This is a genomic window from Clostridium tunisiense TJ, assembly GCF_000300195.1.
GTDB lineage: Bacteria > Bacillota > Clostridia > Clostridiales > Clostridiaceae > Clostridium_J > Clostridium_J tunisiense.
Window position 1 is genome coordinate 73,511 of record NZ_AMQH01000005.1, and the last position, 15,669, is coordinate 89,179.

A 15,669-nucleotide genomic window follows, 5' to 3' on the forward strand; every position below is an offset into this window, starting at 1 on the left:
GAATAAAAAACTGGGATATCCATAATAGGATATCCCAGTTCATTTAGCTTTTGCTATATTATTATAAATCTTTAGAAACTATTTTTCTTTAGTTTCAATTTCTTTTAATACTCTTTCGATGAAGCTATCTAATGGAAGAGCACCTTCATCACCATTCTTACGGCTTCTTACTGCAACTTCTCTGTTTTCAGCTTCTTTTTCCCCAACTACTAGGATATAAGGCGCTCTTTCATTACGAGCTTCTCTAATTTTGTAACCAATCTTTTCAGCTCTGTAGTCAGTTTCAACTCTAATCCCTTTATTTTTAAAGGCTTTAGTAACTTCTTCAGCATAATCATGATATTTCTCAGAGATTGGAAGAATTTTAGCTTGAACAGGTGCAAGCCAAACAGGGAAAGCACCAGCATATTTTTCAATAAGCATTGCAAGAGTTCTTTCATAACATCCTATAGAAGTTCTATGAATGATGTAAGGATGCTTTTCTTTTCCATCCTTATCGATATAAGTCATTCCAAATCTTTCAGCTAATGAGAAGTCAATTTGTACAGTGATTATTGTATCTTCTTTTCCATGAACGTTTTTGAACTGTAAGTCAAGTTTTGGTCCATAGAAAGCAGCTTCTCCAATTGCTTCTTTATAGTTGATACCAAGATTATCAAGAATTTGTCTCATCTTATCTTGAGTAGCATACCATGCTTCAGGTCTATCTATATATTTATCTTTTCTAGATTCATCCCATAGAGAGAATTGATAAGTGATGTCATCTTGAATTCCTAAAGTGTTCATCATGAAGTTGATTAAATCAACTACTCCTCTGAATTCTTCCTCAAGTTGATCAGGAGTACATACTAGGTGTCCTTCGGAAATTGTAAATTGTCTAACACGGATTAAACCATGCATTTCTCCTGAGGACTCATTTCTAAACAAAGTAGAAGTTTCACCATATCTAATTGGTAAGTCTCTGTAACTCTTCTTATCATTCTTATAAATCATAAACTGGAATGGGCAAGTCATTGGACGAAGAGCAAATACTTCAGTATCAGTTTCTTCATGTCCAAGAACAAACATACCGTCTTTATAGTGATCCCAGTGTCCAGAAATTTTATAAAGGTCGCTCTTTGCAAGCATTGGAGTCTTAGTTAGAACATAGCCTCTTCTTTCTTCCTCATCTTCAACAAACCTTTGAAGAAGTTGAATTACCTTAGCTCCCTTTGGCATTAATAGAGGAAGTCCTTGGCCTATTGCTTCTGCAGTTGTAAATAGCTTAAGCTCTCTTCCAAGTTTATTGTGGTCACGTTTTTTAGCTTCCTCTAATGCTTCAAGATGAGCATCTAAATCAGATTTTTTAGTAAAGGAAGTTCCATAGATACGAGATAACATTTTGTTTTTCTCATTACCTCTCCAGTAAGCTCCAGCAAGCTTTGTTAATTTAAAAGCCTTTATATATTTTGTGGACATAAGGTGTGGTCCAGCACAAAGGTCAACAAATTCCCCTTGCTTGTAGAAAGTTATTTTTGCTCCTTCTGGTAGCTCTTGAATAAGTTCTACTTTATAAGGCTCTTCCTTTTCTTGCATGAAGGCTATAGCTTCTTCTCTTGGAAGTTCAAATAATTCTATTTTAAAATCTTCCTTAACTATTTTTTTCATTTCAGCTTCAATGTGATCAATATCTTCGAAAGTAAATGGTCTTTCAGTATCAAAATCATAGTAGTAACCATTATCTATAGCAGGTCCTATAGCTAGTTTAGCTGTAGGGAAAAGTCTGCTTACAGCTTGAGCTAAGATGTGGGCTGATGTATGTCTAAAAGCTTTTTTACCTTCCTCATCATCAAAGGTTAATATACTAAGCTCGCAATCATTACTAACTATAAAACGCAAGTCTACTGTTTCTCCATTTACACTTCCAGCAGTTGCTACTCTAGCTAATCCTTCTGAAATGTCTTTAGCAATATCAAAAACTGATATTGGATTTTGGTATTCTTTTACTGAGCCGTCTTTAAGTGTTATTTTTATCATTTTTGTTCTCCTTTCATTTCTGTTTTAATATGAAGTAGACAGATAGAGAAAATGTAATAATTGGGATAAGATTTTCTATAAATGTCTGTTAGTTTACAAATTAACTTTCAACTAATATTTATTTATAATTTTAAAAAACGTTGTGAATAAATATTAATAATAAAAAAACTCGTCTCTTTTCATTACTGAAAAGGGACGAGATATACCCGCGGTTCCACCCAATTTACATAGAAAATTCTATGTCAACTTTTATGACTATAACGTGGTCAACGAACTTTATTAAAGTTACTCAGAGGTGGTCTTCAGCAACAGTTCATTTAAAAGTACTTTCAGCTATTGCACTTTCTCTCTGTAAATGTTCTAGAGGCCTACTCTTCTCTTCATCGCATTAAAAATATATAAATATATTATATGACTATTATATTATGATTATTACACAAGATACAATATATTTCAAATAGATAATATATGGCAATAATAAATAATATAACAATTAAATTTTATATCATTATAACACTTATAAAATCACAGTCAAGGGTTTTTGTGGATTGAAGTGAATTATTTTGGTATAATTTTAGTATAGAACTAAAGGAAAATGTTGAGTAATCAAATATAACTTAGCTGATAAACATTTACATAGGAGGACACTTACTATGAACCTAGATAGAAATGAACTAATAGGAGGAAATGCTTTTAGCATAGATGGAGTCATATCCATACCAAATGGAGTAGACCAGGAAGAGTTTTTTGATAACCTTATAGAATACCTACAAGATAAAGGGGCTTATTTCTTTGGCTTTACTGAAACTCTTCAGGGAGAAGCAATGAAGGAAGGACGCTTGAAAGAACTTTTAACTGTTAACGGAATTCAGGAGTTTAAAGAGGATGAAATATAAGGACTAAGGAGATCGATATGAATAAGATTAAAATTATACCAATAATAGGTGAGAGACAAAAAGAATTTAAGTGTGAGGAATTTTAGATGGAATTTTTGCACAGTATTGATAAGAGCATTGTAGACTTTGTTCATTATGGACTACAAAATTCATTGTTTGATTTTCTTATGCCTAAGATTACAGCTTTAGGTGAGGCGGGAATTATTTGGATAGTAATAAGTTTAATTCTTATAGCAACGAAAAAGCATAGAAAAACAGGTATTACCTGTCTTGTTGCCTTGTTTTTAAGCTTACTCTTTACAGATTTAAGTATTAAACAAATTGTTCAAAGGCCAAGACCAATAACTGCATACCCAATAGAAAATTCATTAATTAAAATACCAACAAGTTACTCTTTTCCATCAGGACACACCAGCTCCTCCTTTGCAGCAGCCTGGGTGCTTTATAGAATTATGGATAAATACAAATTATGTTACTTAGCCTTAGCAGGAATTATGGCTTTTTCTAGAATGTACCTATATGTTCATTATTTATCAGACGTAGTAGGGGGAATAGTAGTTGGTATAATCAGTGCAACTCTAGCTATGATAATTGTAAATAAATATGTGAAAAGAAGAAATCAATTATAATATGTAATTGTAGGAAATATGCTAAAGCTATAAATAGGTAATAGCAAGGTAAAATAGAACTACAAATTCATACTGTTTCTTAGGTGAAACGATAAAAAGAAGTCAGAAAAACTCTGACTTCTTTTCTTATAAATTTATAAATTATCTACTATTAGTTAACTTCTGTAAATTGTGCCTTAGGTGAATCGTGAGTTAAAACATCAAACATAAAACCTTGATTTTTAAGGCCTTCAATTATTTCAGGCAGTGCCTCTAGGGTAGTGTCTTTTGGATCCAAGTCATGCATTAATATATTAGCATGCTTAACATAGGTACAATCTTCTAACACCCTATTTACGATAATATGTTTTTCCTGTCTAAAGGTTGATGCATCTGTAGAGTCTACATTCCAATCAAAGAAAGTATACCCTTTATTAGTCATTTCTTTAGCTAGTTCAGGCATAAAGCGAGAAGATCCGCTATAGTTCCAACTTATTGTGTTGTTTGACCCACCAGGAAACCTTAAAATTTTAGAGGGTTTTGCACCAGTAATTCTTTCAAGTTCCCCATCTAGTTTCTCAACATCAGCTATAAAGTTGTCTTTTGAAGAGTAAACTTTTTTATAGTCATGACTATAGGTGTGGTTTGCAAGAACATGTCCACGTTTCACTATATCTTTATATATATCATCTTTACCTTCTTTATAGTTAACGAAGAAGGTAGCTTTTACTTTGTATTTATCTAAAGTATCTAAAAGCTTATCAGTATGAATAGATGGACCATCATCAAAGGTTAAATAAGCAAATTTTATATTTTCCATAGCTTTTTTATAGGCAGTTTCTTTATCTGTAATTTCAGCTTGTAAAGAAGTGTTCTGCTGAGATAAATTATTTATAGAGGACTTAACTTCTTCTAGTTCAGATTGAAGTTTTTTGCTTTCAGACTTTGCCATAATTGCCTGACTTTGAGTGAAAACAGTACCAATTAAAGAAAGAAATAGTATAACAAAAAATATTGTTTTACCAATTAATGATTTTAAATTAGATTTAGATTCAGATGTTTTCATAAATTCCCGTTCCCCTTATATCTATTAATTATTGAGATGATTTTGGAAGAGCATTGATTCTCTCTTCTAGCTGGCTTTTAGATTTATTAAGAGAATCATTTTTTTCTGTGAGTTCTGCATTTTCCTTTTTTAAAGTTTCCACTTGTTTTCTAAGGTCTTCATTTTTAGATTGATACTGAGAAATCTTAGACCTTGTATAAGGAACCGATGCAAGCACTGCAATACATAATATGCTTAAAATTATATATTTATTAAAGAAACTATTTTTCTTTCTTTTTCTTTTTGTGCTAGATGATACTTCTAACATAGACAAATTCCCCCCCTTTAAGTAACTGATATCACTATTATCATATGTTTATTTCTAAATTTAGTTAATAATATGTAATATAACATCAAATTCAATAAATTTATTTGGCTAATTTGGTAGAAAATATACTTATAACTTGTATATTTCAGCCGTAACCATGAGAAAATAATGATGTTTTATAATTAATAAACTGTAAATTTACATATAAAACAGTTTCATAGCTATACATACTTCAATGTGACAATAAATGTCACAAAATATAAAGATGTACTACAATAAATATTATATTATAAAAGCATAGCCTATTCAATGACAATGTTCAGTATAAGCCTTTATTTTCTGACAAAAACAAAAGACACAATACCTTTAATGAGGTATTGTGTCTTTTGTTTAACTTACTTGTTAAAATTAAGTTTTAATTTCATGAAAAATAATCTTAACATAGTTTCAAAATGAATTATTGACCTAATTCGAAGCTACCACAATCTGTACATTGTTTTGTATCAGCTTGACCTTCATGCTTAACAACTTGAATTTGGTCTAGTGTACAATAGTTTTGCTCTTGAGCATGATACTTACATTCACTAACTATACATCCTATGCTTTTATTTTTTTCCATGTGAATCATCTCCTTTTCTTTTTAATAATATGAATTTTTTATTCAACCTTATAAAAGATTAATAATATAATCAGTTATAAAGTTAATTTAGAACTAAATAAAGGTTATTTAGTTGTAATGAAATATTATATTTTATTAATTTTCATTACAAACTTAGTATCTGCAAAGAATATATTTTTATCCTTTGTAAATCTTGATAAAAATTTTAATAATAGGGTGATTTTCAAATATACAAGCTACAGAATAAAAGATTAGTTCGTATAAGTTAGTTATTTCAATAAGAGGAGAAAATGGATGTTAATATTACCAAGTAAACTTAATTTATATGGAATGCAATAAAGATAGTAAATTTAAAATGAATCTACTTTTACATTCTCTTTTATATTAGTTGCTTTTAATTGATTAAGTAATGTAGAAATATTATTGCAACTTATATGTATTAGTAAATTTGATTTACTAATGGATGAAGTAGGAGTAGGTAGACTATACTATAAGAGGAATAAAATTCAATAAAATAAAACTGCTGAAAAATAAAATGTATTTTTCAGCAGTTTTTATATTTAAAAAATAAATATTTCTTATTACCACTATAAAGTGAAAGAACTACAACTAAACTTCCATTCTTCCTATATTTTCAGGAATGATTAAGTCAGCAAGAGTAGCATTCTTAACATCTTCAATTGTTGATTCTGGTCCTAGTTCTCTTAATACTAAGCCTTCTGGAGTTACTTCCATAACAGCCATTTCAGTTACTATTAAGTTAACTTGATGTGCAGCTGTTAAAGGTAAAGTACATTTTTTTAATATTTTTGGAGCACCTTTTGCAGTATGTTCCATAGCAACAATAACCTTCTTAGCTCCAACAACTAAATCCATAGCTCCGCCCATTCCAGGAACTTTTTTACCAGGTATCATCCAGTTAGCAAGGTTTCCTTCTTGGTCAACTTCTAGAGCTCCTAAAACAGTAGCATCTACATGTCCACCTCTTATGATTCCAAAGGATACCGAAGAATCAAAGAAAGCAGCGCCAGGAAGTACTGTAACATGTAAGCCACCAGCATTAACTAAATCTTTATCTTCTTCACCAGCAGCAGGAGCAGGTCCAATGCCAACGAAACCGTTTTCTGATTGAAGAGTAACATCTATTCCTTCAGGAATATAGTTAGCTACTAAAGTTGGAAGACCTATACCAAGGTTAACAACGTCTCCATCCTTTAACTCTTTAGCAACTCTTTTAGCAATAACTTCTCTAACCATGTTCTTATCCATGTTATTTATCCCCCTTTACGATGTAGTCTACAAATATTGAAGGTGTCATAACTTCATTTGGATTTATTTCTCCAACTTCAACTAATTCTTCAGCTTCAACTATAACTAAATCTGCAGCAGCAGCCATTAGTGGGTTAAAGTTTCTAGTTGCTTCGTGATAATAAACGTTTCCTTTTTTATCTACTTTTGAACCAAAAATTAAAGCTACATCAGCTCTTAATGGTTTTTCTAATAAGTATTCTATTCCATCAACAGTGATTTTTTCTTTTCCTTCTTCAACCACTGTTCCAAGACCAGTTGGAGTTAAGAAACCACCAAGTCCTGCACCACCACATCTAACTCTTTCAGCAAGAGTTCCTTGTGGTACAAGCTCTACATCCATTTCTTTCTCATTCATTTGACGTCCAGTTTCAGGATTTGTACCTATGTGAGAAGCAATCGTTTTCTTAGCTTGTTTGCTTACAATTAGCTTACCAATTCCTTTATCTACAAAGCCTGTATCATTTCCTATAATAGTTAAGTCCTTTACACCTTTTGCTATTAAGGCATCAATAAGCTTATCAGGTGTTCCCACTGCTAAGAAGCCACCAATCATAACAGACATGCCATCTTTAATGTGAGAAACAGCTTCTTCAATTGTAATAATCTTGTTCATAACTTTCCCTCCATATAAAACAATTTATAAACAACTTCATTATACACCATTTTGAAAATTTTTCATATTAAATTAAAACTATTTTAATTAGTCTAATAAATTACTGTAGAAATTTAATTTATATGTAAAACTATATTTTAGGATTTCAAAGTCAAGACTTAACTTATGCATTGAATCTATCTTGGGTGTCTTAAGGCTTTTTCAAGGTTAGTAAAATATACTTTAGTCTTAGAAGCCTTTAGTCATATTAAAGCTTTAAAAATTAGTATGGAATTTAAATTTAAATTCTTTAAAAATATAGCTAGTTAATGCAAAGTAGATTATTAGTTTGTTTATTAATAGGAGTTTAAGATATAATTATAGAAAGAATTATTTAAGAGGGTTACTTGCTATTAAATTTGGCTAGTGATTACGGTTTTTATTTAAGCAGCTTTTAATAAATAAGTATGACTTTAGGTAAAAAGTATTAGAAGATAAACAATAAAAATTAGGATGTGAAAATGTAATGAGCATTAGATTTATATATGGCAGATCTGGTACAGGTAAGAGTTATACCTGTACTGAGGAAATTTATAATAGAGTAAAAGAGGGGGTAACTCATCCCTTAATTCTTGTAGTTCCAGAACAACTTTCCTTTAGAGCAGAGAAATCATTAATACAAAGGATTGGAGCCACTGGAATTAACAATGTTCATGTACTTAGTTTTAAGAGATTAGCCTTTACTGTATTTAGTGAAGTTGGAGGCATAGCTCATAGTCACATGAACTCTACTGGAAAAGCAATGATAATTAATAAAATATTACAGGAAATCAGGGATGATTTAAGCATCTTTGGTAAGATATCAAAACAAAGGGGCTTTGTAGATACTGTTTCAGAGGTAATTACAGAGCTTAAAAGACATAATGTAACTCCCGAAGTTTTAGTAGAGCTTAAGGAAAAAGTTGTTGATAATACACTGTTATTTCATAAGCTTTCTGATATAGCTTTAATTTATAATTGCTTTCAAAAGAAACTTAATACAGGGTATTTTGATCCTGAGGACGACCTTAATCTTTTATATGAAAAGTTGGAGGAGAGTAAGTTTCTAAAGGGTGCAGAGTTTTGGATTGATGAATTTAGCGGCTTTACACCTCAGCAATATAATGTTATTGGAAAGCTTTTTAAGGTGGGTAAAGATGTAAATATAACTCTTCCTTATAGCGGAAAGGAAATAAGAAATAAGGAGGATGAAACTAATCCTTTTTATCCTATTTTCATTACTGAAAGTACTTTAACAAACATTGCACAGGACTATGGTTATTACCCTAAAAATCCTCTTTATTTAAAAGTAAATCATAGATTTGAAAACTCTAGTGAACTAGCTTTTCTAGAAAGAAATTATTTTAATATTGGAGTTAAGGCTTTTGAAGAAAAAACAGAAGATATTAAGATTTTTAAGGCCCAAAATTCATATGTAGAAATAGAATACATTGCAAAGGATATTTTAAAGTTAGTTAGAGAAAAAGGTCTAAGGTTCAATGATATTGCTGTAGTAACAAGAGATTTAGAAAGTTATGAGGAAATCACAAAGGTAATCTTTAATGAATATGAAATTCCTCATTTTATTGATAATAAAAAAGATGTGTCAGGAAACCCTTTAGTCATATATATTACATCAATTCTGGAAGTGTTCATTAGGAGCTGGAGTGATGTGGCGGTATTAAGGTATATTAAGGCTGGATTCAATAGGTTATCTATAGAAGAAGTAGACTTACTAGAAAACTATGTGTTGGAGTATGGAATAAAGAGTAAAAAGCGATGGACTGAGGATAAGTTTTGGAGAGAAAGTGAAAAGTACCCTAATATTATGGCACTAAGAGATAAAGCAGTGGGCGATCTATTTTCCTTGCAAAAGGTTTTAAAGGGAGAAAAAACTGTTAAAGCAATTACCACTAATCTTTTCAATTTCTTAAAGGAAGGGAATGTATATGAAAAGGTAGAGCAATATATAGAAGTATTTAAAGCTGAAGATAATTTGCTTTTAGTAGAGGAATACAGCAGCATTTGGAATTTGATTATAGAAATTATGGATCAATTAGTAGAAGTATTAGGAGATGAGGAAGTAACTCTTGAGGAGTTTAACAGTATTTTCACCATGGGAATAATGCAAAATCAAATGGGACTAATTCCACCCTCCTTAGATTCAGTTATAGTAGGAAGTGCAGAGCGTATAAGAACCCATGAAATAAAAGCTCTTTATGTAGTTGGAGTAAACGATGGAGTTTTTCCAAGAAGCAGTAATGATGAAGGGTTATTTAATGATTCAGATAGAACGCTATTTCAAAGCAATGGAGTAAGTATGGCTGACAATAGCCTTCAGCAAGCTTTTGCAGAGCAGTTTTTAATTTATAATACTCTTACGTTGCCAAGAGAGTATCTTTGTATAACTTACCCAATAGCAGATGCTGAAGGAAGGGCAAAGCGTTACTCTATAATAATTCCAAGGCTTAAAGCTATATTTAAAAGAATCACAGAAGAAAGTAGCATTGGAGTAGAATACAACAAAGAAGAAAACTACGAAGATTTAGTTGCTAAAACACCAGCCTTTAATCACTTAATAAGTAAAATCAGAGGGTATATTGAAGAAGATAAAATTCACCCTATTTGGCAGGAAGCTTATAAGTATTTTAAAGAACATGAAAACTATAAGGAAATAACTAACAAGGTACTTTCAGGGTTTTCTTATACCAATGCAGTAAAAGAAATTAAAAGTGAAAAAATAAGAAAGCTTTATGGAAATAACTTTAGTGTGTCTAAAATAGAAAGGTATGCTCATTGTCCTTTTGCATACTTTGTCCAATATGGGCTGAGAGCAAAAGAGAGAAAAGTGTATACCTTTGCTCCACCAGACCTAGGAAATTTTCTTCATAAAGGGTTAGAAAAGTTTTCAGAAATAGTGGAGCGAGAAAACAAGGTTTGGGGAAAATTAGATGAGGAATTTTTTAATAAAACAATTGATGAGGTAATAGAATATTTAGTTTCAATTGATGAAAACTTTATTTTAAGTAGCTCTAAAAGACATGAATATGTTATTAAAAGATTAAAAAGAGTTCTTCATAGAATGGTGTTAATCATTGATGAACAAATGGACAGAGGAAACTTTAAGCCACTAGGCTATGAAATTTCCTTTGGATCAAGACCAGACAATGATTATCCACCAATTGAAATTACTTTATCTAACGGAGAGAGATTAACTCTTGAGGGAAAGATAGATAGGGTAGACAAAGGAGAAGTAAATGGGGAAAGCTATTATAGAGTAGTGGATTACAAGTCAGGCAACACAGAACTAAATTTGCATGAGGTTTATAATGGACTTCAAATTCAATTACTAACTTATCTTGATGCAATTTTAACTCTAGAGAAGACCTTTAAGAAAGAGAACACAAATCCAGCAGCTATGCTTTATTTGTCCATAGATGATCCTTTAATTCAAGCTAAAAAGCAGTTATCTGATGAAGAACTTAAAGAAGAAATGTTAAAAAGTCTAAAAATGCATGGACTGATTATAAGGGATTTAGAGGTAGTTAGAGAAATGGATATGACCCTTGAAGAAGGTGGAGCTTCCTCAGTAATTCCTGTAACTCTTAAAAAGCCTAAAAAGGGTGACGAAGAACCAGAGTTTTCAGATAGAGGTACTTCTGCCATAACCTATGGGGGTTTTGAAGTGCTAAAGGCACATATGAAGGAAAATGTAGCTAAAATCTGTGAGGAAATGCTTAGTGGTAATATTAGTATTGAACCTTGTAAAAAGACTAGTAGCACTCAATGTGATTTTTGTGACTTTTTATCCATATGTCAGTTTGATAGCACCTTAGGGTTAAACAAATATAATACCCCAAAACTAATGGCTAAAAAAGATATATTAGAAGTCATTGAAGAAGAAGCTAAAGTGAAGGGAGATGACAGAGATGGAAAATAAAGAGGATTTACAAGAGGTAAGAGAAGAGTCTACCTTAAATAGTAAGGAAGCTATAAAAGATGTTTCTAATAGTGAAAATAAAGCCGCAGCAGTTAAATGGACGGAAGACCAGCTAAAGGCAATTAACACAAGATATGCAGATGTGTTAGTTTCTGCAGCAGCAGGTTCAGGAAAAACAGCAGTATTAGTTGAGAGAATTATAAAAATAATTACAGACAGAGATAACCCAGTAGATATAGATAGACTTCTTATCGTAACTTTTACTAATGCAGCTGCTGCTGAAATGAGAGAGAGAATTGGAGAAGCAATATCAAAGGAGCTTGAAAAAAATCCTAATAATAGCAATCTTCAAAAGCAACTTACACTTTTGAATAAGGCTAATATCTCAACTCTTCATTCCTTTTGTTTAAATCTAATAAGAAATAATTTTCATCAAATTGACTTAGACCCTAGCTTTAGAGTTGGAGATAGTACTGAAATTGCTTTGATAAGAGGAGAAGCTCTAGATGAGGTCTTTGAGGAAAAATATAATGATGAAAATGAAAGCTTCCATAAACTTGTTGAAAGCTATTGTAATAATAAAAGTGACAGAGCACTGTATGATTTAATTCTAAGACTTTATAATTTTTCAATGAGTACACCAAATCCTAAAAGCTGGCTTTTAGAAAAGGCAGAGGATTTTAATATAACTAATGGTTTTGAAGGATTTTCTTTTAAAGATGAGTTTGTAAGTGAAGTTATAGAAGATTTAACTCTAGGAGAAAAACTTCTTACTAGAGGGGGAAGACTTATAGATGAAAATAATTTTTTAGAAAAATATAGAGAGAACCTGGAAAGCGATCTGCAAATAATAGAAAGTTCAAAGGAGAAGGTTAAAACCTCCTTAGAAGAGTTAAGCAATTTTATAAAAGAAAATTCTTTTGGCAAATTAGCCACTGTAAGATTAAAAGAGGAAGAAGAAAAAATCATTCAGGAGGAAGTTAAAAACTTAAGAAATAAGGCTAAGGATATTTACAAGGAAGTAAGTGAAAAGATTCTTTCTTTTACCTCTCCTGAAAATGGTGAAATACTTAAAGAGCTTTATCCTCTTATGTTAGAGCTTTCAAACTTAGTCCTTGAATTTAGAGATAAATTTGCTAAGAAAAAAAGAGAAAGAGGGATTATTGACTTTAATGACCAAGAGCACTTTGCCCTAGAAATCCTAAAAACTCTTAATGAAGAAGGAAAAGAAGTGCCTTCTCAAGTAGCATTAGATTTAAAGGATAAATTTGAAGAAATTTTAGTGGATGAATACCAAGACTCAAATGATGTACAAGAAGAAATAGTAAACCTTATTTCAAGGAAAGAGTCGGGATTTAGAAATAGGTTCATGGTAGGAGATTTAAAGCAAAGTATTTATAGATTTAGAATGGCAAAACCAGAGCTATTTAAAGAAAAGAAAGATAGCTACATTAAAGAAGCAGGTGGAGATAATAGGTTAATTACCCTTCACAAAAATTTTAGGAGTAGAGAAGAAGTTATCAATGGAATTAACTACATTTTTAACTCTATTATGAGTGAAAAGGTAGGAGAACTTAATTACACTGAAGAAGAAGAACTAAAGCTAGGAGCTGAGTTTCACCCTTTAGAAGAAGAGGGAATTGTTGGAGGAGCTGTAGAGTTACACATAATTTCTCTTGATAATGAGGTGAATTTGACTGAGGGTGAAAATCTACTTCTTGAAGATGAAGTGAGTTGTGATGGAGAGTTTAAGTCTGAAAGAAAAATCCTAGAGAAAATTAGTAAGATAGAAGCTCCTAATGAATCAAAGGAACAAGAAAAATCAGAAGAGGACAGAGAAGAAGAAATTGAGGAAGAAGAACTAGATGCAATTCAAATTGAAGCAAGGGCCGTGGCTAAAAGGATTCAACAACTTATGGAGTATAAGGGTAAGGATACATTTAAGGTCTATGATAAAAACTTAAAAAGCTATAGACAGCTTCAGTTTAGAGATATTGTTATACTTCTTCGTTCAGCAAATAAATTTGCTCCTATTTATCTAGAAGAATTTAAAAATTTAAATATTCCACTATATGCAGAAGGGGGCACAGGGTACTTTGATACCATTGAGGTAAAAACTATAATAAGTTTACTTCAAATTATAGATAATCCTCTTCAGGATATTCCTCTTATTGCAGTACTTCGCTCACCTATTGGAGGCTTTGTCTCGGAGGAACTAGCAGATATAAGGCTAGTTGATAAAAAATTAAACTTTTATGATGCTATGAGAAGGTATATAAGGGAACATAGTTTATTGAAGAATAATGATTTAGAAGAACACAGCACTATAGAAGGTGTTGAAGACTATGACTTAGAATTAAGGGGAAATCCTAAAGAAAGCAATAGACCTGAGAATATAAATTTTCTAGAAGAAGATAATTATCTAGATATTATTAATAAAGATAATGAAAATCAGGAAAATGAAGATCCTCTTACAATGAAAATTAAAGAGTTTTTAAGAACTCTTCAAATGTGGAGAAACAGGGCAAGGTATACTCCAATAAACAATCTAATTTGGGAACTTTGCATGGAAACAGGATATTATGGCTATGTGGGAGCTATGCCAGGAGGTATTCAAAGACAGGCAAATTTAAGAATTCTCTTCCAGAGAGCTAAGGAATTTGAAAGAACTAGTTATAAAGGACTTTATAATTTTATAAATTTTATAAATAATCTTCAAAAAAATAGTGAAGATTTAGGGGCCGCAAAAGTTATTGGAGAAAATGAAGATGTAGTTAGGGTTATGAGTATTCACAAAAGTAAAGGGTTAGAGTTTCCAGTGGTGTTCTTATGCGGTATGAGTAAGCAATTTAATCAAAGTGATTTAAAAAGTAAAATACTATTTCACAATGAATTAGGCTATGGACCCATGTATGTGGACTTAGAAAAAAGAATAACTTTAAGTACTGCTCAAAGGGATTATATAGCTAAGAAAATCCAAGGAGAAAATAAATCAGAGGAAATGAGACTTCTTTATGTAGCTCTTACTAGAGCTAAGGAAAAGTTAATTCTTGTTACTTCTCATAAAAAACTGGATAAAAAAATAGAGGAATGGATAGATGCAGCAAGAGATGAGGAGGAAGTAATAGCAGAAAGCTATATTTCAAAGCAAAAGAGTTATATAGATTGGGTGGCACCAGCTATAATGAAACATGTAGATGGAGAACCTTTAAGAGGTTATAAGGATGATACCAATATTGAATATCTAAATGAACATAACTCCAAGTGGGAAGTGATTTTTCATAACAAAATTCAGTTTTCTAAAGTTATTGAAGAAGAAGAGACTACTACTTCTGTAGAAGAAAAACTAGGAAAGTTAGAAGAAGGTCCTATAGAGGAAGAAGGAAGATCTTTTATAGAGAATAATTTAAATTACAAATATAAATTTGAAGAATCAACTAAGTTACCAACAGTAATCACAGTTTCAAAGCTAAAAGCTATGGATATTGTGGATGATTTCATTGAAGATGAAGAAAGATTACAAGATGACTATCATAGGGAATATAATAAGCCTTTAATGAAAGCCCCTCTATTTTTACAGGAGAAAAAAGGTCTCACCCCTGCAGAGATAGGAACGGCCCTTCATGGAGTAATGCAAAGATTAGATTTAGAAAAGGTGAATACCTTAGAAGAAATAAAAACCCAAATAAACCAAATGGAACTTAGAGAACTTTTGACCTCAGAGGAAGCTAAAGTAATTAAAGAGGAAAAGATTTATAAGTTTTTCCAAAGCAATTTAGGGGTTAGAATGCTGCAGGCTCATAAAAATGGCACCTTGAAAAGAGAGCTACCCTTCCGTATGGAAGTCAGCAGTACTCTACTAGATAATACTTTGCAAAAAGGAATCTATGAAGAGGAAAAAATAGTTCTTAGAGGGATTATAGATTGCTACTTTGAAGAGGAAGGAAAGGCTATAATCCTGGATTATAAGACAGATTATCTTCGTCAGGGTGAGGAAGAAATAATTATAGACAGATACAAGACTCAGCTGAATTACTATGGAGAAGCAGTTGAGAAGCTCTTAGGTAAAAAAGTTGAAGATAAGTACTTGTATTTATTCTCAATAGACAGGGATGTGAAAGTAAATTAAGATAAAACAAAGACTAGAGGCTTGAGTCATTCAGCTTCTAGTCTTTTTAACTTTAACATCATTGTTCAATAAGATTACATATATTTGAATGGTAGGTAAGGTAAACCTTTGATTTACATCTTTACAGGCAGAATAAGCAAAGTTTT

Annotated in this window: 10 protein-coding genes and 1 other annotated feature; of the genes, 4 read left to right on the forward strand and 6 right to left on the reverse strand. The window is 31.4% G+C overall.

The genetic code is table 11. The features are described 5' to 3' along the window. Positions 1-78: 78 nt before the first annotated feature. Entirely contained in the window at positions 79-2,016 is a 1,938-nt protein-coding gene (gene thrS / locus C661_RS0104185; protein WP_017414048.1) for a threonine--tRNA ligase, read from the reverse strand. Positions 2,017-2,204: 188 nt separating this feature from the next. Continuing rightward, positions 2,205-2,409: a binding site (T-box leader), on the reverse strand. A 260-nt stretch (positions 2,410-2,669) separates the two neighbouring features. Between thrS and C661_RS0104190 the strand changes: the two genes are divergently transcribed. Next, positions 2,670-2,912: a hypothetical protein gene (locus tag C661_RS0104190; protein ID WP_017414049.1), complete on the forward strand. Its 243-nt coding sequence runs from the start codon at positions 2,670-2,672 to the stop codon at positions 2,910-2,912. 86 nt (positions 2,913-2,998) lie between these two features. Further along, on the forward strand, positions 2,999-3,541 hold the full coding sequence (locus C661_RS0104195; protein ID WP_017414050.1) for a phosphatase PAP2 family protein: 543 nt from the start codon (positions 2,999-3,001) through the stop codon (positions 3,539-3,541). Positions 3,542-3,692: 151 nt separating this feature from the next. Here C661_RS0104195 and C661_RS0104200 read toward each other — a convergent pair whose 3' ends face one another. The 5 genes from C661_RS0104200 to atoD form a co-directional block, all read right to left on the reverse strand. Continuing rightward, positions 3,693-4,586 carry a polysaccharide deacetylase family protein gene (locus C661_RS0104200; RefSeq protein WP_017414051.1) on the reverse strand — a complete coding sequence of 298 codons (894 nt, stop codon included), beginning with the start codon at positions 4,584-4,586 and terminating at the stop codon, positions 3,693-3,695. Positions 4,587-4,614: 28 nt separating this feature from the next. Next, positions 4,615-4,893 carry a hypothetical protein gene (locus C661_RS0104205; protein WP_017414052.1) on the reverse strand — a complete coding sequence of 93 codons (279 nt, stop codon included), beginning with the start codon at positions 4,891-4,893 and terminating at the stop codon, positions 4,615-4,617. Between the two features lie 457 nt (positions 4,894-5,350). Next, the gene (locus C661_RS23080) at positions 5,351-5,512 is read right to left on the reverse strand and encodes a DUF1540 domain-containing protein (RefSeq protein ID WP_017414053.1); all 162 of its coding nucleotides are present in this window, start codon (positions 5,510-5,512) and stop codon (positions 5,351-5,353) included. A gap of 609 nt (positions 5,513-6,121) precedes the next feature. Further along, positions 6,122-6,781, reverse strand: a complete 660-nt coding sequence (locus C661_RS0104215) for a 3-oxoacid CoA-transferase subunit B (RefSeq protein ID WP_017414054.1) — start codon at positions 6,779-6,781, stop codon at positions 6,122-6,124. Between the two features lies 1 nt (position 6,782). After that, on the reverse strand, positions 6,783-7,436 hold the full coding sequence (gene atoD / locus C661_RS0104220; RefSeq protein ID WP_017414055.1) for an acetate CoA-transferase subunit alpha: 654 nt from the start codon (positions 7,434-7,436) through the stop codon (positions 6,783-6,785). Positions 7,437-7,941: 505 nt separating this feature from the next. On the opposite strand from atoD, the gene addB reads away from it, so the two are divergent. Next, complete coding sequence (gene addB / locus C661_RS0104225) at positions 7,942-11,394, forward strand: helicase-exonuclease AddAB subunit AddB (protein WP_017414056.1); 3,453 nt, start codon at positions 7,942-7,944, stop codon at positions 11,392-11,394. Further along, positions 11,384-15,523, forward strand: coding sequence for a UvrD-helicase domain-containing protein (locus C661_RS0104230; protein WP_017414057.1), 4,140 nt, complete (start codon positions 11,384-11,386; stop codon positions 15,521-15,523). Before addB ends, C661_RS0104230 begins: the two co-directional genes overlap by 11 nt. Positions 15,524-15,669: the final 146 nt, after the last annotated feature.

Excerpts from the sequence above, each read along its gene's own strand:
- thrS (WP_017414048.1), bottom strand. The coding sequence starts at position 2,016 with ATGATAAAAATAACACTTAAAGACGGCTCAGTAAAAGAATACCAAAAT.
- C661_RS0104190 (WP_017414049.1), top strand. The coding sequence starts at position 2,670 with ATGAACCTAGATAGAAATGAACTAATAGGAGGAAATGCTTTTAGCATA.
- C661_RS0104195 (WP_017414050.1), top strand. The coding sequence starts at position 2,999 with ATGGAATTTTTGCACAGTATTGATAAGAGCATTGTAGACTTTGTTCAT.
- C661_RS0104200 (WP_017414051.1), bottom strand. The coding sequence starts at position 4,586 with ATGAAAACATCTGAATCTAAATCTAATTTAAAATCATTAATTGGTAAA.
- C661_RS0104205 (WP_017414052.1), bottom strand. The coding sequence starts at position 4,893 with ATGTTAGAAGTATCATCTAGCACAAAAAGAAAAAGAAAGAAAAATAGT.
- C661_RS23080 (WP_017414053.1), bottom strand. The coding sequence starts at position 5,512 with ATGGAAAAAAATAAAAGCATAGGATGTATAGTTAGTGAATGTAAGTAT.
- C661_RS0104215 (WP_017414054.1), bottom strand. The coding sequence starts at position 6,781 with ATGGATAAGAACATGGTTAGAGAAGTTATTGCTAAAAGAGTTGCTAAA.
- atoD (WP_017414055.1), bottom strand. The coding sequence starts at position 7,436 with ATGAACAAGATTATTACAATTGAAGAAGCTGTTTCTCACATTAAAGAT.
- addB (WP_017414056.1), top strand. The coding sequence starts at position 7,942 with ATGAGCATTAGATTTATATATGGCAGATCTGGTACAGGTAAGAGTTAT.
- C661_RS0104230 (WP_017414057.1), top strand. The coding sequence starts at position 11,384 with ATGGAAAATAAAGAGGATTTACAAGAGGTAAGAGAAGAGTCTACCTTA.